The following is a 23,015-nucleotide window of genomic DNA, read 5'->3' as shown; positions in this document are numbered from 1 at the left end:
CTGCAACTCAGGTTGCAAAGGTGCTGACAATGGAAATGACAGTGACGCGCGGCAGAGCCCGCAGCCTATCGCATCACCGCTGGTTGATCAGTTTTACCGCTCGACTGGCGGATATCACCTCGACCCTGCTTGCAGGGAATGCCGCCTATTTCGGCTATTTTTCAGATTGGCATCCGTCGGATCAGTATCTCTGGGGCATGATGGTCGGGGCCCTGCTGGTTGCCGCCGTGTTGCCCAACCTGGGGGTCTATCGTACCTGGCGTGGGCGGCTGTTGAGTCCGCTGTTGTTCAAGCTGATGATGGGCTATGCCATCGTCGGTGTGATTTGCACCAGTCTGCTGTATCTCAGCGGGTTGGGAGATGACTTCTCGCGTGTGTGGCTGGTCTCCTGGTTTGTGTTGGCGTTCATGGGCTCATTGACGGCTCGCGCCATGACGTATCCGGTGATCAATCGCTTCCGCCTGCATGGGCGCAACCGCCGCCAGGTGGTGCTGGTGGGGGATGCCCACTCCTGTGCCACGGCGGCCGAGCACCTGCATAGGGAACCGACTTCCGGCTTCGATATCGGCAAGATTTATCTCGTTGGCAAGGACACCATGAGCGAACTGGCCGACATGCGCCTGTCGTGGGAGTCCTATGCCGCGGAGCAAGTACATGATATTGATACCGATGAGGTATGGATCTGCCTGCCGATCTCCCGGGGTAGCCAGGTAAAAGAGATTATCGCCGATCTGGGCGTGACGGCGGCCAACGTTCGCTTCATGCCCGATATGCGTGATTTCCGTTTGATCAACCACGACATCTGCAACGTAGCCAGCCTCTATCTGCTCAACATGAGCTGTTCCCCGATCGCTGGTTCGGCGCGGTGGCTCAAGGCGGTCGAGGATAGAATCATCTCGGCCCTCATCCTGCTGATGATCTCGCCGATCATGCTGGCCCTGGCGATCGGGGTGAAGTTGTCGTCGCCGGGGCCCGTGTTCTATCGCCAAGAGCGGGTGAGCTGGAACGGCAAGCCGTTCAACATGCTCAAGTTCCGCTCCATGCCGGTGGACTCCGAAAAGAACGGTGTGCAGTGGGGCGGCTCGCAGAAGAAGACCACCACCAAATTCGGGGCCTTCATCCGCAAGACCAGCCTCGACGAGCTGCCCCAGTTCATCAACGTACTGTTGGGTGATATGTCGATCGTCGGGCCGCGCCCCGAGCGGACGGTTTTTGTCGATCACTTCAAGCACGAGATCCCCGGTTATATGCAGAAGCATCTCATGAAGGCCGGCATCACCGGATGGGCTCAGATCAATGGCTGGCGAGGTGATACCGACCTGGAGAAGCGCATCGAATGTGATCTCTGGTACATCGAGCACTGGTCGGTGATGCTGGATCTCAAGATCATCTTCCTGACGATCTTCAAGGGCTTCATCAACAAGCATGCCTACTGACGCACTCGTCAAGCGTTGGCCGCTGTGGCTATCAGTCGCCGCGCTGCTGGCGTTCCTGGTTGGCGGCCTGATTCCCGGCGCACTGCGCGCCGCCATTGAGCAGCGCCTGCACCTGCCGTTTGCCGTGCCGCCGGTGGCACACTTCCTGCTGAGTGGCGTGATGGCCGCCGGCCTGCGCTGGTGCCGGCCGGCTTGGCCATTGGCGGTGGTACTGCTGGTGGTGCTGGCCATTGGCGGCCTGGCGGAGGTCGCCCAAGTGTGGGTGCCGGGGCGGCAGCCGAGTTGGGGCGATCTGGGGCTCGACCTGGCGGGCACGGTAACGGGGCTAATCGTCGCGGCATCCGCCAGGCGCCTGGCTGCATTCATCGGCCGATGAAGTGGGGAGCTACGACCGCTAGGTGTGATCTCTCTGTAGGTTGTTCATCCGGAACCTACCCGGACAATTGGAGGTGCGACCCAAACCAACCTCCAGGAGGCCCGGATGAACACCCATAAGAATGCCCGTCTTACCCTGCATGGTCGAGCCCTGCTGGTCTGCCGAGTCGTTGAGGAAGGGCTTCGGCCAGTGGAGGTCGCCCAGGCGCAAGGTGTCAGTGTGAGGACGGTCTACAAGTGGGTGCGCCGCTACCGGGAAGAGGGTGAGGCCGGGCTGCAGGACCGCTCTTCTCGTCCCCGTCGCTGCCCTCATGCGGTCCCTGCCGAGGTTCGCGAGCAGGTCCTCGAGCGTCGCCAGCAGCGCCAGACCTACCGCCAGATCGCCGAGCGGTTAGGGATCGGACACAGCACGGTCGCACGGCTCCTCGAACGCGAGGGGCTGAATCGTCTCTCGGCCTTGACACCTGCCCGTCCCGTGAATCGTTACGAGCATGACGCGCCGGGAGATCTACTGCACCTGGACATCAAGAAACTCGGCCGCTTCGAACGCCCAGGGCATCGTGTCACCGGCGATCGCCAGCAGAACACGCGGGGCGCCGGCTGGGAATATGTTCACATCGCCATCGACGATCACTCGCGGGTCGCTTTCGGCACCCGCTATCCCGATGAAACCGGTTGGAGTGCGTGCTATGCCCTATTGGAGGCCGTGCGTTACTACAGGAACCTGGGCATTCGCTTCTCGCGCGTGCTGACCGACAATGGTGGATGCTACAAATCCAAGCCGTTCCGCCGCCTGTGCCGGCGTCTGGGACTGAAGCGCAAACGCACTCGACCCTATACGCCCCGCACCAATGGCAAGGCAGAGCGGTTCATTCAGACCGCGCTGCGGGAATGGGCCTACGCCCGGTCATACATCAGCTCGGAGGAGCGAGGCAGGCATCTGCCTGCCTGGCTTCATCAGTACAACTGGCATCGGCCACATGCCAGTCTGGATTATCGGCCTCCGGTTAGCCGGCTGAGGCTTTCCGTGAACAACCTGGTGGGTTTACACAGCTAGGGGCCTCCTTGCGGATGCAGGAGCCCACCTTGTGGGTCGCCCCCCGCCGTTTCCGGCGGCCGCCCATGAATGGCGGCAGTGCTGCCCACGCTCGCAGCGCCCCGTTCATGGGGCTCTCGCAGCGGGGCGGTGGCTTGGACGAGGGGACATCGCTCAATGATTCGGGCTCCTGAAGCCAGTCGTCAGGGAATTTGATTTGGCTTCATTAGGGTTTTCGGCTGGAGCGGTCGGAGCTTGAGGCCTTCTTTGTAATTTATTGTAAAAAAGGTGGGTGCGGCGCATCTTGCCTCGGCAGGGTTCACCGCATTCACGGGAGAGGAGATAAGGATATGTCGATTCTGGTCACCGGTGGGGCGGGCTATATCGGCTCTCACGCTGTCGTCGAGCTGCTGGAAGCGGGCCACCGGGTGGTGGTGCTGGACAACCTCTGCAACGGCTCTCGGGAGGCGCTGCAGCGAGTGGAGGCCATCACCGGCAAGGCGGTGCAGTTCGTCGAGGGAGATGTGCGGGATCGCGCCTTGCTGGACAGCCTCTTCGCCAAGCACGCCATCGAGGCGGTGATCCACTTCGCCGGCCTCAAGGCGGTGGGCCAGAGCGTGCATGAGCCGCTGGCCTACTACGACAACAACGTGCACGGCTCGCTGGTGTTGTGCCAGGCGATGGCGGCGGCAGGGGTGTTCAAGTTGGTGTTCAGCTCCTCGGCCACCGTCTATGGGCCGGATGCGCCGGTGCCCTACGTCGAGGACATGCCGCGCGGGCGTACCTCCAACCCTTATGGCACCACCAAGGCCATGGTCGAGCAACTGCTCGAGGACCTGTGCCGGGCGGACGAGCGCTGGTCGCTGGCACTGCTGCGGTACTTCAACCCCATCGGGGCGCATCCCTCGGGGCTGATCGGCGAGGATCCCCAGGGCATCCCCAACAACCTGATGCCGTTCATCTCCCAGGTCGCGGTGGGGCGCCGCCCGGAGCTGTCGATCTTCGGCAACGATTATCCCACCGATGACGGCACCTGCGTGCGCGACTACCTGCACGTGGTGGACCTGGCGGTGGGCCATGTGCAGTCGCTGGCAAGCCTGGGAACGTCGGGGGTGCATATCTATAACCTGGGCACCGGGCAGGGTTACTCGGTGCTGCAGATGGTCGAGTCCTTCCAGCGCGAGACTGACCAGTCGGTGCCGTACCGCTTCGCTCCGCGCCGCGATGGCGACCTGGCGGCGTTCTGGGCCGATGCCGGCAAGGCCGAGCGGGAGCTGGGCTGGCGTGCCGAGAAGGGGCTGGCCGAGATGATGGCCGATACCTGGCGGTGGCAGCAGAAGAATCCGCAGGGGTATGGGGAAGGCTGAGGGAAGAGGGAAGAGGGAAGAGGGAAGAGGGAAGAGGGAAGAGGGAAGAGGGCTCCTGCATCGCTCAATGAACTGAGCTCCCACAGCTGCCAAGCCCCTCACTCCACACTCCATACTTCACACTCTTCACCCCTCACCGCTTCCCCTGCCCAAACAAACAGCTTGCAGAGAATTCATCTCATCATGGAGGAGGGATACATGGATACGATTCCGGCTTCGATCTTTCGGGCCTATGACATACGCGGCATCGTCGGCGATACGCTGCGCCCGGAGTGGGTGGAGCTTATCGGCCGTGCCATCGGCTCGGAAGCCGCCGCACGGGGCGAGGCGACGGTCGTCGTGGCCCGCGACGGGCGCCTCTCCGGCGAGGCGATGTGCGAAGCGCTGGTGCGTGGCCTGCGCGCGGCGGGGCGCGAGGTGGTGGACATCGGCATGGTGCCCACGCCGACCCTGTACTTCGCCGCCAAGACGCTGGAGGGCACCGATTCCGGGGTGATGGTCACCGGCAGCCACAATCCGGCCGACTACAACGGCTTCAAGACGGTGCTGGCCGGAGAGTCGCTCTCCGGCGAGGCGATCACCGCGCTCTACCAGCGGATCCGGGACAACGACTTCGTCGCCGCCGAGGAAGAGGGCGGCTATCGCCAGCTCGACGTCCGTGAGGCCTACCTCTCGCGCATCCTCGACGATATCGAGCCGGCCCGGCCGCTGCGGGTGGTGATCGACTGCGGCAACGGGGTGACCGGCGAGCTCGCGCCGCAGCTCTTCGAGCGGTTGGGCTGCGACCTGGTCACGCTGTACGCCGAGATCGACGGCGCCTTCCCCAACCACCACCCCGATCCGGGCAAGCCCGAGAACCTCGAGGACCTGATCCGTTGCGTCAAGGAAGGCCGCGCCGACCTGGGCCTGGCCTTCGACGGCGACGGCGACCGGGTGGGGGTGATCACCCCGAGTGGCGCGCTGATCTACCCGGATCGACTGATGATGGCCTTCGCCGAGGACCTGCTGTCGCGCAACCCGGGCGCGCGCATCCTCTTCGACGTCAAGTGCACCGGCAACCTGGCCAAGGTGATCGAACGCGCCGGCGGGGAGGCGGAGATGTACCGCACCGGCCACTCGCTGATCAAGGCGCGCATGAAGGAGAGCGGGGCGCTGCTGGCCGGCGAGATGAGCGGGCATATCTTCTTCACCGAGCGCTGGCTCGGCTTCGATGACGGCCTCTATGCCGCGGCACGCTTGGTGGAGGTGCTGGCCAACCAGGACCTCGATGCCGACGCCTTCTTCGCGCGCTACCCCCAGGACGTCAGCACCCCCGAGGTGAACGTCTCGGTCACCGACGAGAGCAAGTTCGCGATCATCGCTCGCCTGACCGAGGGCGACTTCGGGGGTGGCGTGATGAACACCCTGGATGGCGTGCGCGTCGACTACGACGACGGCTGGGGGCTGTGCCGCGCCTCCAACACCTCGCCGGTGCTGGTACTGCGCTTCGAGGGCAAGGACGAGTCGGCGATGTCGCGCATCCGCGAGCGTTTCGTCGCCAACCTGACCGAGGCGATGGGCGAGGCTCCGGCGCTCTCCGCCCACTAGGCTCGGGGGCATCCCGAAATATCTCGCGTCCGGCCTGCGCTACCGATTCGGTGTGGCCGGATGTCATTCCGTTTGAGGAGTCTTTCCGCATGAATTCCTTACGCAAGGTGATTATCCCGGTGGCCGGCTTCGGCACACGTTTGCTGCCGATCAGCAAGGCGATTCCCAAGGAGATGGTCCCGGTGGTCGACCGGCCGCTGATCCAGCATGTGGTCGAGGAGGCGCTGGCCGCCGGTCTCAATGAGGTGATTCTGGTCACCCGCGGCGGCAAGTCGGCGGTGGAGGATCACTTCGATGCCCATTTCGAGCTCGAGGCGAGCCTGGAGGCCAAGGGCAAGGAGGCCCTGCTCAATGAGCTGCGCGCCATTGCCCCGCCGGAACTCAAGCTGACGGTGATCCGCCAGCCCCAGGCGCTGGGCCTGGGCCATGCCGTGCACTGTGCGGCCCGGATACTGGATGACGGCGAGCCGTTCGCGGTGATCCTGCCCGATGTGCTGGTCAAGCCTCAGCCCGGCGAGTCGGCCGTGGATCTGGGCGACATGGTCACGCAATGGCGGGAGCTCCGGCGGGCCCAGATCATGGTCGAGGCGGTGCCGCGGGCGGAGGTGCAGAGCTATGGCATCGTCGACTGTGGCGGCGACGAGCCGCGAGCCGGCGAATCGATGGCGATGACCGGGGTGGTGGAGAAACCCGCGCCAGAGGTGGCGCCGTCGCGTCTGTCGGTGATCGGCCGCTATATCTTGCCGTATCGGGTGATGACGCTGCTCGAGGACCTTCCGCCTGGGGCCGGGGGCGAGATCCAGCTCACCGATGCCATCGAGGCCCAGATTCGGGAGAGCGGCGATGTGGATGCCTTCCGCATGCGCGGGCGCTCCTTCGATTGCGGCCAGATCGCCGGCTGGCTGCAGGCCAACACGCTGCTGGCCAGGGAAGCCGGTTATGCCGTGGACCAGACCGGGCCCACTGATTCGTGATGATGCGATAGTGACGGGGTGAGCGGTGTACAGGGGCCAGGAGGGGCTTACCCGTTGCCGCTCAGCGGATCGGTCAGGAAGTTTCGTGATCAAGGGAGTGAACATGGACGAACAGACAGTGGTGCCAGGCGAGCGTGCCGGCGAAGAACAGGGATGGCATGAACGCTTGGCCGACAAGGCCGAAGCGTTGCAAACGACTCCGCTGGCCATGTGGCTCGATGGTGGCTCCCGGCTATGCCGGGCGCGGGCCGAGGCCCTGAGTTGGCGCTGGGGCCCGCTGACCCTGGATGCCAGCAAGCAGCGCCTGGATCAGGAGGCGCTGCGGCTGCTGGTCGACTGGGCCGAGAGCCGTGAGCTCCATCGCTGGCGTGAGGCGCTGTTTGCCGGCGAGATCGTCAATCCGTCCGAGGGCCGGCCCGCCTGGCATGCCGCCTCGCGCTGGGGGGTGGAGCCCCCGGCGCCGAGCGGCAGTGAAGCGGCCGTTGCCGAGGCGCAGTCGCAGCGCCGTCGGATGTCGGCGCTCGTGGAGCACATCCGGGCCGGGCGCTGGCAGGGTGCGACCGGCCGGCCGATCCGTCACCTGGTGCATATCGGCGTGGGCGGCTCCGATCTCGGGCCTCGGCTGGTCAGCGAAGCCCTGGCCGAAGAGGGGGACGCCGACGCCATCGAGGTGCATTTCGTCTCGAGCATGGACGGGGGCCAGCTGCTGCCGCTGATGGAACGCCTGGACCCGGCGGCCACCCTGCTGGTCGTGGCCTCCAAGTCCTTCACGACCGCGGATACGAGTTTCAACCTGCGCACGGCCCTGGCCTGGTTGGAGGCATCGCTGGAGACCGGTGAGGCCGAGATTCGACGCCATCAGCTCATCGGCGTTTCCGCCCATCCCGAGCGCATGACGGCGTTCGGCATTCCCGACGCGCACCAGTTGACCTTCAGTGAAGGCGTCGGCGGGCGATTTTCGCTGTGGTCCGCCATCGGGGTGAGTCTGGCGGTACGGATCGGCATGCCGGCCTTCGAAGGGCTGCTGGAAGGGGCCCATGCCATGGATCGGCACTTCCTGGAAGCGCCCAGCCACGACAACCTGCCCGTGCTGAGCGCCGTGATCGGTGCCTGGAACAGCCAGTTTCTGGGCATTCCCACCCATGCCATCCTGCCCTACGACAGTCGCCTGGCCTCGCTCCCGGCGTACCTGCAACAGCTGGAAATGGAGTCCAACGGCAAGAGCTGTACGCGGGACGGGCGGCCGGTGGAGAGCGCGACCTGCCCCATCCTGTGGGGCGAGGTCGGCCCCGATGCCCAGCACGCCTTCTACCAGCTATTGCATCAAGGGAGCCATACGGTCAGCGCCGAGCTGTTGGCGGTCGCCCAGCGGCATGGCGCCCGGGGCGGTCGGCTCGGTGCATGCCTGCGGGATCAGCAACGCCTGACGCTGGCCAACTGCCTGGCTCAGTCGCAGTTGCTGGCGCTGGGCGATGAGGCGATTCCCTCATCCTTGCAAGGCTTTCTCTCTCAGGGGTATCGGGGCAATCAGCCGCACTCCGTGCTGCTGATGGAATCCCTGACGCCCCAGGCCCTGGGGAGCCTGCTGGCGCTGTACGAGCACAAGGTGTTCGTGCAGTCCCTGCTGTGGGGGCTCAATCCCTTCGACCAGCCCGGCGTCGAGCTGGGCAAGCGCCTGGCCAGCTCACTCTATCGACGACTCGGGGGAGAGGATGTCGAGCCGGAGGAGACCGTTCGCGATGTCGCGACCGAGCGCTTGGTGTCTCGGCTGACCGGCCTGGATGGCCTGACCTCCGCCATGGCGCCCCGGAGCATGCCGTGAGGTAGAGGGCCTCGCTGCGAGCCTCGCTCAGCCGGGCCTCCACATCGACACACCCCCCTTCGCCGACGCCCGGCTCAGTGCTCTGAGCCGGGCGTCGGCGTTTCTGGGGGCCGAGCCGTGCCGGCCTGGTGTCGTGCTAGCCGGAAAGCACCGTCGGCAGCCACAGCACGATGGTCGGCCAGACGCTGATGATCAGTGCGGCGAGGCACATCAGCGCGAAGAAGGGCGCCGCCGCCAGCGCCACGCGGCCGATGCTCTCGCCGGTCAGCCCCTGCAGCACGAAGAGGTTGAAGCCCACCGGCGGGGTGATCTGCCCCAGTTCCACCATGATCACCAGGAAGACGCCGAACCACAGCGGGTCGTAGCCGGCCTGGACGATGATCGGCAGGGTGATGGGCAGGCTCATCACGGTGATCGAGATGCCGTCCAGGAACAGCCCCAGCAGCACGTAGAACAGCGCCATGGCGAGCAGCAGGGCCACCGGCGAGAAGGCCTGTTCGGCGATCCACCCGGCCAGCTCGCTGGGCAGGTGCAGGTAGCCCATGGCGGTGGCGAGCATGGCCGCGGCCACCAGCAGGCTGCACACCATCACCGCGCTGATCAGCGCGCCACGCAGGGCGTCCATGAACAGCGAGATCGTCAGCTGGCGCTCCCACAGCAGCAGCGCCAGGGTGGCGGCGCAACCCACGGCGGCGGCCTCCGAGGGCGTGGCGATACCGCTGTAGATGGCACCGATGACGATCACGATCAGCCCCAGCACGGGGGCCAGGTCGCGCAACGCCTGTAACACGCCGCTGCCGGTGTCCTCGGTCCTGGGGGCCACGCTAGGGTCGAGCAGGCTGCGCAGGGCCACGTAGCCGACGTAAAGGGCCGCGATCAGCAGCCCCGGCAGCACGCCGGCCATGAACAGCTTGCTGATCGAGACCTCGGCCTGCACGCCGTAGACGATCATCACGATCGAGGGCGGGATCAACAGCCCCAGGCTGCCGGCGCCGGCCAGCGAGCCGATCGACAGGTTACGGTCGTAGCGGCGTTGGGCCAGTTCGCGGGTGGTGATCTTGCCGATGGTGGCGGTGGTGGCGGCGCTCGAGCCGCTGACGGCGGCGAACAGCGTGCAGCCCAGCACGTTGGTGTGCAGGATACCGCCGGGCAGGCGGCGGGTGAGCGGCGTCAGGCCGCGGAACAGCCGCTCGGAGATGTTGGAGCGAAAGATCAGCTCGCCCATCAGGATGAACAGCGGGATGGCCGAGAGCTCCCAGCTGTTGGCGGCGCGGAACAGGATCTTGGAGAGGATCAGGCCGATGCGTTCGGCGTCGAAGTCCCCCAGCCCCCACAGCGACAGCATGGCGACGATGACCAGGCCGGCGAACACCCAGCTGCCCAGCGCGAGCACGCCGAGCAGCAGGCCGATGACGCCGGCGCCGACGAGTAGCATCTCCATTCAGTGGTCTCCGGAGGCGAAGGCGTGGCGCTGCACCAGGATGCGCAGCGAGCGGACGATGAGGACGAAGCACAGCAGGTACAGGCCGACGAGCACCGCGCCCTGGGGGATCCACAGCGGCGTCTGGGCCAGGGTCTCGCTGACGATGCCGCGGGCCTGGCTGCGCTGCACGGCCAGCGTCCAGTAGCGGGCCAGCCAGCCGAAGGCGAGCAGCGCCGAGACGCTGGCGAAGAGCTCCAGCGGCCAGCGCCAGGCCCGGGGCAGGCGCTCCAGCACGAGCGCCACGCGGATCAGCCCGTCCTTCTCGAGGGCATAGGGCAGGCCGAGGAAGGTCATCGCCGCGACGCTGTAGCCGATGTATTCGTCGAGGATGAAGGTGGAGCGACCGAACAGCCGCAGGCCGATCTCGAGCAGGATATGGCCGAGCATGTAGACCACCAGCAGCATGGCCAGGCCGGCGCCCAGCGCCGCCAGGGCGCCGGACAGCCGGCCGAGGGCATCGACCAGGAGGGTGGCGACGCCGGGGAAGCCGGCGCCGTCACGGCGATGCTGTGAACTCATTGGCCGCTCTCTTGGCGGCTCTCCTGGTGGAACGCCTCCAGGACACGGCTGGCGCGCTCACCGGTGCTCTCGACCCAGTCGTCGACCACCGGCTGGGCCGCCTGCTCGAGGCCGTCGTGGAACTCGGCCGGCACCGGATCGTGGATGCTGACGCCGTGTTCCTCGAGTTCGGCGTAATTCTGCGCCACGCGTTCCTCCACGACCTCCCAGTTGTGGGCGTCGGTCTCCTCGGCGGCCTGGAGGATCGCCTGCTGGTTTGCCTCGCTCAGCTCGCTGAAGGCATCGCGGTTCATGTGCACCATGTTGAGCGGCACGGCGTAGTGGATGGCGTTGAAGTCGCTCAGGTGTTCCCAGAAGCTGCCGTTGGCGCCGGCCTCGGCGGAGGTGAGCACCGCCTCGATGCCGCCGGTGGCGAGCTGGGGCACCACATCGGCCCAGGAGAGCTTCACCGGCGAGGCGCCGGCGTTGACCAGGGTGGCGGTGCCGTTGCGGTCATAGCTGCGGATCTTGAGGTCCTCGAGCGCCGCCATGCTGGTGACGGGGCCCTCGGACCAGATGCCGCTAGCGGGCCAGGGCGAGGCGTAGAGCAGGATCTGGTCGTTGTCCTCGAAGACCTTCTCGTATTCCGGTCGGGCGATCTCGTAGAGGCGGTGGGCGGATTCGACATCGTCCGCCACGAAGGGCAGCGACGACAGCAGGAAGAGGGGATCGATACCGCCCAGGGTGCCGGACAGGCTGTCGGCGATCTGCACGGCGTTGTCGGCCACGGCGTAGAAGTGATCCCCGGAGCGGAAGCCGAGCGCGCCGCCGGTGTGCAGGGTGATGTCGACGTCGCCGTCGGTCAGCTCCTCGACCCGGTCGATGAACCAGGCGTCGCCCTGGGCATGGATCGAGCTGGCGTTGTATTCGTTGGAGAAGTCCATGCGCGTGGCCGAGTGGGCCGGCAGGGCAGAGGCGGCCAGGCCGAGGGCCAACAGGGGAAACGCCGCAACGGCGAACGGTGGGCGAGAGGTGCCAGGCATCAGCGGGTTCCTTATGCGTTGTTATCGTTTGCTGATTCAGCATCCTGAAATTTGCCTTGGCCTGGGGGTGCCGTAGCGACCTCTAATGTTCTGTTGGCGGCACGTGGCCACTGGCGGGCCGATCGGGGTCGTATTAGGTGGGCGGTCTCCGATCGAGAACCCTTCAATAGTGTTGCGCTTGGAACTTGAGGCCGCCGATCCTGGGAATTGAATTCCCCTTGTTGGGAGTGTCTTCTAGATTGCTCCACAACTTTTAACAACAATCAATGCTATGGCTAGTGGGGCTAGCTGAAAGAATAGTAACGTGGGGTTTCTCCGCTTTCTTGCGCAGTATCTTTTTTTCATTTTCAGATCTCGGCGTTGTTTTGTTATAACGCTATGATTCTGAAGACTTCTTCTGCGATGTCTGATAGACGACCCTCTGGTATTGCTCTTGTTATTTTTCTCTCGAAGAAGCTTTTCTGGTTGCTCAAGTCCAGGAATGTTCCCTCTGAAATGGGTTGCGTTTCTCTTTTCGGAAGGATGAAGATTTTGGGTTGAAGCTTTTTTTCAGGGGCTTGTTCTATCACAATAGCAGTCTCCCCCGTGTTTAGCTCTACAGATGACCCGGGGGGATAGATCCCAATGCATTCAATAAATTTAACGCTTAAGAGCTTGTCAAAGAGTTCTCCAGAGTTTTCATATATCACCTTTAAGGCATGTGTGGGCGGTTCGGCTGGGCTGTATACTCGGTCACTTGTGATGGCATCGTATGTATCTACAATGGCTATGAGTTTCGCCTCATCAGATAAGTCTGCCCCTTTTTTTCCATAGGGGTATCCTTTGCCGTTCATTCGCTCGTGGTGATCGCGACTCGTGTTCAAGACTGTTTCGGGTAACGTGCTGTCGCTGCTTAGAATCTTGTAACCTTCCAGGACATGCCTTTTTATTACTTCGAATTCCTCCTCGCTCAGCTTTCCTGGTTTGTCCAGTATCTCAATAGGGATGTTCATCTTTCCCACGTCATGCAGCATTCCTGATAGGCCGACTTCTTCAATTCTGCGCGGCTCCCAGCCGAGGTGCTTGGCGAATACCATTGCTAAAATGCCGACATTCAGGCAGTGTTCGGCAGTGTACTCGTTCTTGTTCTTGATTCTGGTTAGCCAGTAAAGGGCGTTTTGGTTTCTTGCAATGGAGTCGGCAAAGCTTTTCACGACCCTTCTGGTTTCAGGGATGTTCTTGTGCCAGTTCTGCTTGTCTGACATCAATTTCTTTATCATTCCCTTGGCGCCGTAGTGTTCTTTTTTTATCCTCTTGATCTCTTTTTCAACAGGGGGGCTGACTTCGAGATTTACGCGCTTGCCTGTTTCTGTGAACGGTTTGCCTTCTTTTTTAAAAACTGTGTTGCGTATAGGGGAGCCTGGGGTGCTATATGATTCTCCAACAGATATATAAACCGTGCTGGCGTATTTTTTTACTTGCTTAATGTCGCCTTCTGTTGCTATGAGGACACCTTCTAGTGGAAAGGGTGTTTCGAGCCAAGGGCGATCTAACTCAGCAACATACATCCCGATTCGTAATTCTGAAGCAGGAATGTTGATTAGGTTCCTGTAGGCTGGGATATCATCATTTGTCATCATTGTAATATCCTTACGTCCGAGATGGCCCCTGACCCTGCTAACTACTCAGGTGATGTGGCAGCTTAGCTCTTTTGTATTAGCAGGCTCGGCGTAACTAAGCAAGAGGTTTGTTACAGGATGTTACGAGGTTTTTTTCTTAAAAGATTGTTTTTTCAATATTTTTTGAGCGCAACGCTATTGAAAAGCGCCAGGGCCGGCGTAACGGATGCGTCAAGGAACGCTGGGAGACCCAGCTCGAATTCTCGACGCGGGAGACGATCAGCGGTTCCTGTGTGACCGATGACCTGCGCGATCGTGACGATGACAGCATCTGGCGGGGACCTTGGGGTGACGATTGGCTATGGTTTTTAGGTGCCTGTCCCGTATGCAGCGCTGCTCGAGTTTCGTCCCGAGCGCCGCGATGGTGGGATGGGGGGTGATCAATCGATCGGCCTCTCCCTGAGAGTTGGTGCGATAGCTGGACCAGCGATAGGCGCCGGGCTGGCGACCATCCCGGTGCGGACGGGATTCAACTCGATATAGGAGTGGCAAACGAGCAGGTAGGGGGCTGCCAGCAGGCAGGAGCGATATCGCCCCTCGAGGATCGCCTTGCGGTGAAGCGGCTTCGGCAGTCGTCATCCGCGGCAAAGCAGGCGCTGCGATTGTTGCCGCGCTGGATCAGCTGCAGCGGCGTATTCGGCACCAGGAGCCGAGCCTGGCGTGCCATGGGGAGGATCTCCGAAGCCCGCGATGCCCTCCGCCTAAGCGTCGAACGAGAGATATGTACCCGTCCCCGATTCAGGGGAAATCTGTACCGCTTTCGGTGCCTGTCCCCGATTAGGGGCGGAGCCCGGGCGCACCGGGCTACACTGGCGGGTGAATCGCGGGCATATCATCCGGCAGGGAGGCCGTGCCATGGCGTATCCAAGTATCGAGCATCACGGCGGCGCCGACGGCGTGACCGGTAGCTGCCATCGCCTGCGGTTAGCCGAGGATCGTTCGCTGCTGGTGGACTGCGGACTCTTCCAGGGCCAGGACGCCGAGGGGCAGGATGGTCTGGAACGGCACCGGGTGCGTTTCCCCGTCGACGACGTGCTGGCGCTGGTGGTCACCCACGTGCATATCGACCATATCGGCCGGCTGCCCTACCCAGGAGCTGCTCTACGAGTTGGAGGGCCTGATCCATGGCGACGGGGACGAAAGCTGGCGCGCGCTCGAGATCATCGTCGACTCGCCCCTGGCATCGCGTTTCACCGCGGTGTATCGCGAGCTCAAGCCCTGGTGGGACGCCGAGGCGCGTCGCCGCCTGGACCATGGCCGCCACCCGCTGAGCTTCGACAGCCTCTATACCGTGGGCAGCCACGAGGAACATGAGCGTACCCTGGACTACCTGGCCGAGAGCGGCCGGCCGGCGGTGGTGATCGCCGCCAGCGGCATGGTCAGCGGTGGCCGAGTGGTCAACTACCTCAAGCGCATGCTCGGCGATCCGCGCCACGCCGTGGTGTTCGTTGGCTACCAGGCCGCCGGCACCCCGGGGCGTGACATCCAGCGCTACGGCCCCCGGGGTGGCTGGGTGAGGCTCGGTGGCGAGCGCATCGAGATCCGCGCGAGTGTCGAGAGCGTGGCGGGCTACTCGGCCCATGCCGACGGCCGCGACCTGCTCGACTTCGTGCGGCACATGCGCCACTCGCCCCGGGAGATCCGCTTGGTGCATGGCGAGGCCGAGGCGAAGCGGGCGTTGAAGGCGAGCCTCGAGGCCTGGGCCGAAGAGGCGGGGCACGCCCTGGAGGTGACGCTCGCCACCGAGGCCCACTGAGGCTATCCCGGTTCCTCGCGGGAATCCGTACCCGTCCCCGATTTACGCCGCGTTGTGGCCTTGGCGGTGGGTCTGTATCCTTCCTGATCCAAGCCGTCTTAGCTTCTGCGCATCGCTCTCGGCGTGTGGCCGGCGGTGAGCGTAGAGCCCTTTCGAGCACTTGCGTAGAATGACGGCATCATCGACGGGGGTCGACACGGGGAGCGAGGCTCGCCCGGCGGTCCCCCTGTATCTGAAGGGCGTGGGAACAAGCCCGGGAGAATCCCCGGGCGGTAGCGTGCCCGGCGTTTGGGTGAGCCGCCAGGCTCGGGCTCCCACCATTCGACATGCCTCGAGCCAGGGACGGTCATGATGGATTCGCTTGACGTAGGACTGGGGCACGCATGACCTGGCAGATGCTGCTCTCCCTGGGGACCGTGCTGGCGGTCCTCGCCACGCTTGCCTTCAGTCGTATCGCGCCCGACGTGATCCTGGTCGGGGCCCTGGCGTTTCTGATGGTCGTCGGTGTGTTGACGCCTGCCGAGGCCCTGACCGGCTTCTCCAATCCCGGCGTGATGACCATCGCCACCCTCTATGTGGTGGCGGCAGGGCTCAAGGAGACCGGCGCCGTCCAGTGGCTGGCCCATCGGATGCTGGGCCAGCCGCAGCGCCTGCGGCTGGCCCAGCTGCGGGTGTTGCTGCCGGCCGCCGGCCTCAGCGCCTTCATGAACAACACCACGGTGGTCGCCATGTTCATTCCTGCCGTCCAGGAATGGGCCGGACGCCTCCGCCTGCCTCCCTCCAAGTTGCTGCTGCCGCTGAGCTTTGCGGCCATCCTGGGCGGTACCTGCACCCTGATCGGCACCAGTACCAACCTGGTGGTGGATGGGCTGTTGCAGACCGAGATGAATACCCACCTGGCGATGTTCGAGCTGGCCTGGGTCGGCGTTCCCCTGCTGATCGTGGGGGGCGGCTTCCTGTATCTGTTCGCCGACCGCTTGTTGCCCAACCGCCAGGGGGCCCTGGAGCAGCTGGAAACCGCGCGGGAATATGCCGTCGAGGTGTCGGTCCTGGACAAGGGCCCCCTGGTCGGCAGGACCATCGCCGAGGCGGGGTTGCGCAACCTCAGCCATGGCTACCTGGCGGAAATCGAGCGGCATGACCACCTGCTCACGGCCGTGCCGCCAGACACCGAGCTGCAGGCCGGCGATGTGCTGATCTTCATCGGGGCGCCCGAGTGTGCCAGGGAGCTGCGTCGCATCCATGGCCTGCGACCCGCCGGCGGAGACGTGCGCAAGCTGGACATCGCCCACCATCGCCGTTGCCTGGTCGAGGCGGTCATCGGGCCGGATTTCGCCGGTCTCAACCAGAGCGTGCGGGAGTCGCGGTTCCGCTCGCGCTATCAGGCCGTCATCCTGTCGATCTCTCGGCACGGCAAGCGGCTCCCGGGCAAGCTGGGCGACATCTCCCTGCAAGTGGGCGATACCCTGCTGCTGGAAACGGCCCAGGACTTCGTCGACCAGTATCGCTACCGCAAGGATTTCCTGCTGGTCAGCGCCCTCAACGACTCCACGCCGCCGGACTTCCGCAAGGCGCCCCTGGCACTGGGGATCCTGGCAAGCATGGTGCTGGCCAGTGCCAGCGGCTGGCTGAGTATCCTGGAGGCGGCGCTGCTGGCGGGGGGCGCCATGCTGGCGACGCGCTGCGTGCCGGCCAGCAAGGCCCGCCGCTATGTGGATCTCTCCGTGTTGATCGTGATCGGCGCCTCGTTCGCCCTCGGCGAGGCGATGACCAAGACGGGCGCGGCCAGCCAGATCGCCCAGTGGCTGATGTTCCGCGATGACCTGGCACCTTGGGCGGCGCTGGCGCTGGTGTACCTGATGACGGTGATCTTTACCGAGCTGATTACCAACAATGCCGCGGCCGTGCTGATGTTTCCCATCGCGATCGCCATGGCCGAGCAGCTCGGCGTGAGCTATATGCCGTTCACCGTGGCGATCATGTTCGCCGCCTCGGCCAGTTTCATGACCCCCCTGGGGTACCAGACCAACCTGATGGTGCTGGGACCGGGGGGCTATCGGTTCCTCGATTATGTACGCCTCGGCGCCCCCCTGAGCCTCATCGTCGGGACGACGGCGGTGGTGCTGGTGCCGGTGGTATGGCCGTTCTGACCAAGGAGATATTGTGACGGATTTTGTGACAAGCGAGATGCGGGATCGGCTGATCGCTGGTGTCAAGGCGGCGGGCCTGACGGTTCTCGATATCTACCGGGGTGACTTCGAGGTGGAGGCCAAGGACGACGAGAGCCCGCTGACCGAGGCGGACATGGCCTCCCACCATGCCCTGGTGGCGCTCTTGCAAGACGTGGCGCCCGAGGTTCCCGTGCTATCCGAGGAATCCGGCGAGATCCCCTTCGCGACCCGCCAGGCCTGGAGCCGTTACTGGCTGATCGACCCGCTGGACGGCACCAAGGAATTCATCAAGAAGAACGACGAGTTCACCCTCAACGTGGCGCTGATCGAGGAGGGGGTACCGGTGTTCGGTATCGTCCATGCGCCCGCCGTGGGAGAAAAGGGCGGGACGACCTGGATCGGCCAGCAGGGGCAGGGCGCCTGGAAGCAGATGGCCGATGGCCCCAGCCGCCCCATTGCCACTCGCCCGCTGCCGACCCCCGAACAGGAGGCCTGGAAGGTCGTCGGCAGTCGCTCTCACGGCTCGGATGCGTGCGAGGCCTTCTGTGCCGCGTTGCCGGCCCACGAGCGGGTCTCCATGGGCAGCTCGCTGAAGCTGTGCCTGGTCGCCGAAGGCGCGGCCGATCTCTACCCGCGCCTGGCGCCGACCTGCGAGTGGGATACCGCCGCCGCCCAGGCGGTGGTCACCGCCGCTGGCGGCGAGGTGCTCAACGCGCATACCCTGGAACCGCTGCGCTGCAACCAGCAGGAAAGCGTGCTCAACCCCTTCTTCATCGTCTGCGGCCAGCGGGACGAACGCTGGGAAGAGGCCCTGCGGGCCAGCTTGAAGCCGGAAGCTTGAAGAGAACCCCTTCTGTCCTTGGCCTACCTTGTAGGCATAACAGGATGAGGGAGGGGGAGGGATGGACTTCGAGAAGCTTCAAGTATGGAAGCGGTCGGCTAGGCTTTCGGCCTAGCTCTACAAGGTAATGCGTGACCTGCGTGACTTTGGTTTCAAGGATCAGATCACCCGATCCGGGCTTTCGGTCCCCAGTAACATCGCCGAGGGCATGACGCGTGGAACGTCCAAGGACAAACGGCACTTCTTGCTGATTGCCAAGGGCTCATGCGCTGAGTTGAGAACACAGATCTACATCGGTATCGATATCGGCTACATCGAGAAGGCCTGTGGCAACCGATGGATACAGGAAACAAGGGAGATTGCCGCCATGCTCTCAGGGTTGATCGGCAAACTCACCAAAGAATGAATCGGCTGCGTAGCTAAAGGGGTTGGAGTTTCTTCCAGCTTCAAGCTTCCAGCTTGTGGCTAAGGACTTTGGCAATGTCCCATACATCCACGATGATCTCGGAAGACATCGAAGCCTATCTGAAAGAGCACGAGCAGAAAGACCTGCTGCGCTTCATCACCTGCGGCAGCGTGGATGACGGCAAGTCGACGCTGATCGGCCGGCTGCTCCACGACTCCAAGATGATCTACGAGGATCAGCTGGCCGCCATCACCCAGGCCTCGAAGACCAGCGGCACCACCGGCGACGCCGTGGACCTGGCACTGCTGGTGGATGGCCTGCAGTCGGAGCGGGAGCAGGGCATCACCATCGACGTGGCCTATCGCTTCTTCTCCACCGACAAGCGCAAGTTCATCATCGCCGACACCCCGGGGCACGAGCAGTACACCCGCAACATGGCCACCGGGGCGTCCACGGCCAGCCTGGCGGTGCTCCTGATCGATGCGCGGTATGGGGTGCAGACGCAGACGCGTCGTCATAGCTTCATCGCCGACTTGCTGGGCATCCAGCACCTGGTGGTGGCCATCAACAAGATGGATCTTGTCGACTACTCGCAGGAGCGCTATGACGAAATCGTCGCCGAATACCAGGTGATCGCCGACAAGCTCGGCGCGCGTGACATTCGCTTCGTGCCGCTCTCGGCGCTCAAGGGTGACAATGTCGTCAACCGCAGCGAAGCCATGGACTGGTACGAAGGGCCGGCGATGCTCGAGCTGCTCGAGACCGTCGAGATCACCCACGACCAGAACCGGCGCGACCTGCGCCTGCCGGTGCAGTACGTCAACCGGCCCAATCTCGATTTCCGCGGCTACTGCGGCACCCTGGCGGCCGGCGTGATGAGCCCGGGGCAGAGGGTGAGGGCACTGCCGTCCGGCAAGGTCTCCACCGTCGCGCGGCTGGTGACCTGGGACGGCGATCTCGAGGTGGCCTATCCGGGCCAGGCGATCACCGTGACCCTGGAAGACGAGATCGACATCTCCCGCGGCGACTGGCTGGTCGCGGAGGATGACGAGGTGCCGCTGGCGAACGGCTTCGAGGCCGACATCGTCTGGATGCACGAGACGGCCCTCGAACCGGACAAGCTGTATGACCTCAAGCTGGCCACCCGGGATGTGGCCGGCAAGGTGAAGGCGATCGATTACCAGGTCGACGTCAACACCCTCGAGCAGCGCCACGCCGATCATCTGGATCTCAACGCCATTGCCCGTTGCCAACTGGAACTGACTGCCCCGGTCCCGGTCGACGACTACCGCACCAGCCCCGGCACCGGCAGCTTCATCATCATCGACCGGCTGACCAATATCACCGTGGGCGCCGGCATGATTCACCGGCCGCTGGATAGCGAGCTGCCCTACGAGTTCCGTGAGCACGACAGCAAGGCCAACGTGGTGTGGAACCGCGCCAGCGTGACACAGGCGATGCGCGAGCATCTCAAGGGCCACTCCGGCAAGTGCGTTTGGTTCACCGGGCTTTCCGGCTCCGGCAAGTCGAGCCTGGCCAATGCCCTGGAGGTGGAGCTCAACCGTCGCGGTTACCACACCATGCTGCTGGATGGCGACAACATCCGCCATGGCCTGTGCAAGGATCTGGGAATGGGCGAGGCGGATCGCGCCGAGAACATCCGCCGCGTGGGCGAAGTGGCCCGGTTGTTTGCCGAAGCCGGGATCATCGTGATCACCGCCTTCATCTCGCCGTTCCGCGCCGACCGTGACGCCGCCCGCGAATTGTTCAACGATGGTGATTTCATCGAAGTTCACGTGGATACGCCCCTGGATATCTGCGAGCAGCGCGATCCCAAGGGGCTCTACCACAAGGCTCGCGAAGGCAAGATCCGGGACTTCACCGGCATCAATAGCCCCTATGAGGTGCCCAAGGCCGCTGAAGTGACGGTCAATACCGAATTCATGAATCAGCAGGAAGTGATCAATCTTTTGCTAAAGGCGCTGTAGTGGTCAGACCGGACTGACGCCAAGCAAAACTTCCCGCTTGAAGAAGACAGGAACACCCCCTTTTATGACCATCAAGACTCTCTGCGTATTCGGTACGCGTCCCGAAGCCATCAAGATGGCGCCGCTCGCCCTGTCCCTCGCCGCCGATGATCGTTTCGAGGCCCAAGTGTGCGTGACCGGCCAGCATCGGGAAATGCTCGATCAGGTGCTGGACCTGTTCGAACTGGTACCCGACCACGATCTCAACATCATGAAGCCCGGTCAGGACCTCACGGACGTGACCACGGCCATCCTGCAGGGCATGAAGGGCGTGCTGGGCGAGGTCAAGCCGGATATCGTGCTGGTGCATGGCGACACGGCGACCACCTTCGCCACCACCCTGGCCGCCTACTACCAGCAGATTCCCGTGGGGCACGTGGAGGCCGGCCTGCGCACGGGCAACATCTACAGCCCCTGGCCGGAAGAGGCCAATCGCAAGCTCACCGGGGCCCTGGCCGAGCTGCACTTCGCACCCACCGATCGCTCCCGGCAGAACCTGCTGGAGGAGGGCATCGCCCCGGCCAAGGTGCATGTCACCGGCAATACCGTGATCGACGCGCTGCTGGATGTGGTCCGCAAGCTCGAGGACAGCCGTCGCTTCCAGCAGCAGTTTGCCGAACAGTTCGACTTCCTCGACGCCGATCGCAAGCTGATCCTGGTGACCGGGCATCGGCGCGAGAGCTTCGGCGGCGGTTTCGAGCGCATCTGCCAGGCCCTGCACGATACGGCGGCGGCCCACCCCGATTGCCAGATCGTCTATCCGGTGCACCTGAACCCCAACGTGCTCGGGCCGGTCAAGCGGCTGCTCTCGGACATCGACAACGTCCACCTGATCGAGCCCCTGGATTACCTGCCGTTCGTTTACCTGATGAACCGCGCCCACCTGATCCTGACGGATTCCGGTGGCATCCAGGAAGAGGCGCCGTCCCTCGGCAAGCCCGTGCTGGTGATGCGCGATACCACGGAGCGCCCCGAGGCCGTCGATGCCGGTACCGTCAAGCTGGTCGGAACCGATGTGGAACGCATCGTCGGTGAGTTGCACAGCCTGCTGACCGACAGCAGCGCCTACGAGGCGATGAGCTATGCCCACAATCCCTATGGGGACGGCAAGGCCTGCAGTCGCATTCTCGAGACGCTGGCCGGCACTCTCTAGGAACCGCGGTGCGTTGCCACTCTGTCCAAGCCCTTTTTACCCACTCACTGGATCGCTTCATGAACTACGACACCATCTCCGTCATCGGTCTCGGATACATCGGCCTGCCCACGGCGGCCGTCATTGCATCTCGCCGCAAGAACGTCATCGGCGTGGATGTGAATCAGCATGCGGTAGACACCATCAATAACGGTGACATCCATATCGTCGAGCCGGAGCTGGATATCGTGGTGCATGCCGCGGTGAAGGAGGGGTATCTTCGCGCGGCCACCAGCCCCGAGCCGGCGGACGCCTTCCTGATTGCCGTGCCCACGCCGTTCAAGGCCGAGAACGGCAACCACCATGTGCCGGATCTCACCTACATCAAGGCCGCGAGCCAGTCGCTCGCCCCGGTACTGAAGGCGGGCGATCTGGTGATCCTGGAATCCACCTCGCCGGTGGGGGCCACCGAGCAGATGGAGGCCTGGCTGGCCGAGGCGCGCCCCGATCTCACCTTCCCCCAGACCCACGGTGAAGAGTCCGATATCCGGATCGCCCACTGCCCCGAGCGGGTCCTGCCCGGCCATGTGGTGCGTGAGCTGGTGGAGAACGACCGGGTGATCGGCGGCATGACCGCCAGGTGCTCCGCCGCCGCGACGGCGCTGTACCAGATCTTCGTGGAAGGGGAGTGCATCACCACCACGGCACGCACCGCCGAGATGGCCAAGCTCACCGAGAACAGCTTCCGTGACGTGAACATCGCCTTCGCCAATGAGCTCTCGATCATCTGCGACAAGCTGGATATCAGCGTCTGGGAGCTGATCCGCCTGGCCAACCGGCACCCGCGCGTCAACATCCTGCAGCCCGGCCCCGGGGTGGGCGGCCACTGCATCGCCGTGGATCCCTGGTTCATCGTCAGCGAGACGCCGGACGAGGCACGGCTGATTCGCACCGCGCGGGAAGTGAACGATGGCAAGCCGCAGTGGGTGATCGACAAGGTCAACGAGGCGGTAGGCAAGTACCTGAGCGCCAATCCTGACAAGACCGCCAGGGACGTGACCATCGCCTGTTTCGGGCTCGCCTTCAAGCCGGATATCGATGATTTGAGGGAGAGCCCGGCGTTGCGTGTGGCAGAGGTTATCTTGGGGCAGCACGTTGGTGGCACGCTGGTTGTGGAACCGAATATAAAGTCGCTGCCAAAACTTACGTTAAAAGGGGCTGAGCTTGTAGATTCCTCAAGAGCGTTGGAGCAAGCCGATATTTTGGTCATGCTGGTGGACCACAAACCGTTTGCTCAGATCGGTCGGGATGCCGTGGTTGGCCATTTAACCGTTGATTGTCGCGGTGTGTGGGGCGCCTAATCGACATCTTACACTAATAGACAGCCTTTCAGACTGGGTCAA

18 protein-coding genes and 1 pseudogene are annotated in these 23,015 nt (G+C 63.7%); 15 read left to right on the top strand and 4 right to left on the bottom strand.

The annotated features are described in order from the left end of the window. Positions 1–29 precede the first annotated feature (29 nt). The 7 genes from OCT48_RS10335 to pgi all read left to right on the top strand — a co-directional run bounded on the left by OCT48_RS10335 (position 30) and on the right by pgi (position 8,597). Positions 30–1,436: an undecaprenyl-phosphate glucose phosphotransferase gene (locus OCT48_RS10335; RefSeq protein WP_263589091.1), complete on the top strand. Its 1,407-nt coding sequence runs from the start codon at positions 30–32 to the stop codon at positions 1,434–1,436. Continuing rightward, positions 1,426–1,812, top strand: coding sequence for a VanZ family protein (locus tag OCT48_RS10330; protein WP_263589090.1), 387 nt, complete (start codon positions 1,426–1,428; stop codon positions 1,810–1,812). Before OCT48_RS10335 ends, OCT48_RS10330 begins: the two co-directional genes overlap by 11 nt. A gap of 105 nt (positions 1,813–1,917) precedes the next feature. Then, a complete protein-coding gene (locus OCT48_RS10325) occupies positions 1,918–2,868 on the top strand; it encodes an IS481 family transposase (RefSeq protein ID WP_263589089.1) in 951 nt (316 codons plus the stop codon). 329 nt (positions 2,869–3,197) lie between these two features. Beyond that, a complete protein-coding gene (gene galE, locus OCT48_RS10320) occupies positions 3,198–4,214 on the top strand; it encodes a UDP-glucose 4-epimerase GalE (RefSeq protein WP_263589088.1) in 1,017 nt (338 codons plus the stop codon). 198 nt (positions 4,215–4,412) lie between these two features. Continuing rightward, positions 4,413–5,801, top strand: a complete 1,389-nt coding sequence (locus OCT48_RS10315) for a phosphomannomutase/phosphoglucomutase (RefSeq protein WP_263589087.1) — start codon at positions 4,413–4,415, stop codon at positions 5,799–5,801. A gap of 89 nt (positions 5,802–5,890) precedes the next feature. Beyond that, entirely contained in the window at positions 5,891–6,775 is an 885-nt protein-coding gene (locus OCT48_RS10310) for a UTP--glucose-1-phosphate uridylyltransferase (RefSeq protein WP_263589086.1), read from the top strand. A 103-nt stretch (positions 6,776–6,878) separates the two neighbouring features. Next, complete coding sequence (pgi, locus tag OCT48_RS10305; RefSeq protein ID WP_263589085.1) at positions 6,879–8,597, top strand: glucose-6-phosphate isomerase; 1,719 nt, start codon at positions 6,879–6,881, stop codon at positions 8,595–8,597. Positions 8,598–8,733: 136 nt separating this feature from the next. Here pgi and OCT48_RS10300 read toward each other — a convergent pair whose 3' ends face one another. From OCT48_RS10300 to OCT48_RS10285, 4 genes are all read right to left on the bottom strand, one after another. Beyond that, positions 8,734–10,038, bottom strand: a complete 1,305-nt coding sequence (locus OCT48_RS10300; RefSeq protein ID WP_263589084.1) for a TRAP transporter large permease — start codon at positions 10,036–10,038, stop codon at positions 8,734–8,736. Beyond that, positions 10,039–10,599 (bottom strand): TRAP transporter small permease, encoded by a 561-nt coding sequence (locus OCT48_RS10295; protein WP_263589083.1) that lies wholly within the window; start codon positions 10,597–10,599, stop codon positions 10,039–10,041. Next, a complete protein-coding gene (locus tag OCT48_RS10290; protein WP_263589082.1) occupies positions 10,596–11,621 on the bottom strand; it encodes a TRAP transporter substrate-binding protein in 1,026 nt (341 codons plus the stop codon). The genes OCT48_RS10295 and OCT48_RS10290 overlap by 4 nt, the downstream gene beginning before the upstream one ends. 368 nt (positions 11,622–11,989) lie before the next feature. Beyond that, complete coding sequence (locus OCT48_RS10285) at positions 11,990–13,240, bottom strand: HD-GYP domain-containing protein (RefSeq protein ID WP_263589081.1); 1,251 nt, start codon at positions 13,238–13,240, stop codon at positions 11,990–11,992. Positions 13,241–14,134: 894 nt separating this feature from the next. Here OCT48_RS10285 and OCT48_RS19505 point away from each other — a divergent pair. The 8 genes and pseudogenes from OCT48_RS19505 to wecC all read left to right on the top strand — a co-directional run. Beyond that, a pseudogene (locus OCT48_RS19505) lies at positions 14,135–14,308 on the top strand (MBL fold metallo-hydrolase); the annotation flags it as partial. A gap of 79 nt (positions 14,309–14,387) precedes the next feature. After that, on the top strand, positions 14,388–15,035 hold the full coding sequence (locus tag OCT48_RS10280) for an MBL fold metallo-hydrolase RNA specificity domain-containing protein (RefSeq protein ID WP_318152485.1): 648 nt from the start codon (positions 14,388–14,390) through the stop codon (positions 15,033–15,035). A 383-nt stretch (positions 15,036–15,418) separates the two neighbouring features. Further along, on the top strand, positions 15,419–17,185 hold the full coding sequence (locus OCT48_RS10275; RefSeq protein ID WP_263589080.1) for an SLC13 family permease: 1,767 nt from the start codon (positions 15,419–15,421) through the stop codon (positions 17,183–17,185). Positions 17,186–17,198: 13 nt separating this feature from the next. Then, the gene (cysQ, locus tag OCT48_RS10270) at positions 17,199–18,047 is read left to right on the top strand and encodes a 3'(2'),5'-bisphosphate nucleotidase CysQ (protein ID WP_412031001.1); all 849 of its coding nucleotides are present in this window, start codon (positions 17,199–17,201) and stop codon (positions 18,045–18,047) included. Between the two features lie 127 nt (positions 18,048–18,174). Next, the gene (locus OCT48_RS10265) at positions 18,175–18,453 is read left to right on the top strand and encodes a four helix bundle protein (protein WP_263589079.1); all 279 of its coding nucleotides are present in this window, start codon (positions 18,175–18,177) and stop codon (positions 18,451–18,453) included. A gap of 74 nt (positions 18,454–18,527) precedes the next feature. Next, positions 18,528–20,441 carry a sulfate adenylyltransferase subunit CysN gene (cysN, locus tag OCT48_RS10260; protein WP_263589078.1) on the top strand — a complete coding sequence of 638 codons (1,914 nt, stop codon included), beginning with the start codon at positions 18,528–18,530 and terminating at the stop codon, positions 20,439–20,441. A 70-nt stretch (positions 20,442–20,511) separates the two neighbouring features. Then, the gene (wecB, locus tag OCT48_RS10255) at positions 20,512–21,633 is read left to right on the top strand and encodes a non-hydrolyzing UDP-N-acetylglucosamine 2-epimerase (RefSeq protein ID WP_412031042.1); all 1,122 of its coding nucleotides are present in this window, start codon (positions 20,512–20,514) and stop codon (positions 21,631–21,633) included. Positions 21,634–21,692: 59 nt separating this feature from the next. Continuing rightward, positions 21,693–22,973 carry a UDP-N-acetyl-D-mannosamine dehydrogenase gene (gene wecC / locus OCT48_RS10250; RefSeq protein WP_263589076.1) on the top strand — a complete coding sequence of 427 codons (1,281 nt, stop codon included), beginning with the start codon at positions 21,693–21,695 and terminating at the stop codon, positions 22,971–22,973. The last annotated feature ends 42 nt before the right edge of the window (positions 22,974–23,015 follow it).

Origin of the sequence: Halomonas sp. M4R1S46, from assembly GCF_025725685.1 — a bacterium.
In the GTDB taxonomy this organism is placed as follows: Bacteria; Pseudomonadota; Gammaproteobacteria; order Pseudomonadales; family Halomonadaceae; genus Halomonas.
The sequence above is the reverse complement of the archived record's forward strand: the minus strand, read 5'-3'. Positions and strand labels throughout refer to the sequence as shown.

Coding starts and splice junctions, on each gene's coding strand:
- OCT48_RS10295 (WP_263589083.1), bottom strand. CDS start 10,599: ATGAGTTCACAGCATCGCCGTGACGGCGCCGGCTTCCCCGGCGTCGCC.
- cysN (WP_263589078.1), top strand. CDS start 18,528: ATGTCCCATACATCCACGATGATCTCGGAAGACATCGAAGCCTATCTG.
- OCT48_RS10315 (WP_263589087.1), top strand. CDS start 4,413: ATGGATACGATTCCGGCTTCGATCTTTCGGGCCTATGACATACGCGGC.
- OCT48_RS10275 (WP_263589080.1), top strand. CDS start 15,419: ATGACCTGGCAGATGCTGCTCTCCCTGGGGACCGTGCTGGCGGTCCTC.
- OCT48_RS10310 (WP_263589086.1), top strand. CDS start 5,891: ATGAATTCCTTACGCAAGGTGATTATCCCGGTGGCCGGCTTCGGCACA.
- OCT48_RS10290 (WP_263589082.1), bottom strand. CDS start 11,621: ATGCCTGGCACCTCTCGCCCACCGTTCGCCGTTGCGGCGTTTCCCCTG.
- OCT48_RS10285 (WP_263589081.1), bottom strand. CDS start 13,240: ATGATGACAAATGATGATATCCCAGCCTACAGGAACCTAATCAACATT.
- OCT48_RS10325 (WP_263589089.1), top strand. CDS start 1,918: ATGAACACCCATAAGAATGCCCGTCTTACCCTGCATGGTCGAGCCCTG.
- OCT48_RS10300 (WP_263589084.1), bottom strand. CDS start 10,038: ATGGAGATGCTACTCGTCGGCGCCGGCGTCATCGGCCTGCTGCTCGGC.
- wecC (WP_263589076.1), top strand. CDS start 21,693: ATGAACTACGACACCATCTCCGTCATCGGTCTCGGATACATCGGCCTG.
- pgi (WP_263589085.1), top strand. CDS start 6,879: ATGGACGAACAGACAGTGGTGCCAGGCGAGCGTGCCGGCGAAGAACAG.
- OCT48_RS10265 (WP_263589079.1), top strand. CDS start 18,175: ATGCGTGACCTGCGTGACTTTGGTTTCAAGGATCAGATCACCCGATCC.
- galE (WP_263589088.1), top strand. CDS start 3,198: ATGTCGATTCTGGTCACCGGTGGGGCGGGCTATATCGGCTCTCACGCT.
- OCT48_RS10335 (WP_263589091.1), top strand. CDS start 30: ATGGAAATGACAGTGACGCGCGGCAGAGCCCGCAGCCTATCGCATCAC.
- OCT48_RS10330 (WP_263589090.1), top strand. CDS start 1,426: ATGCCTACTGACGCACTCGTCAAGCGTTGGCCGCTGTGGCTATCAGTC.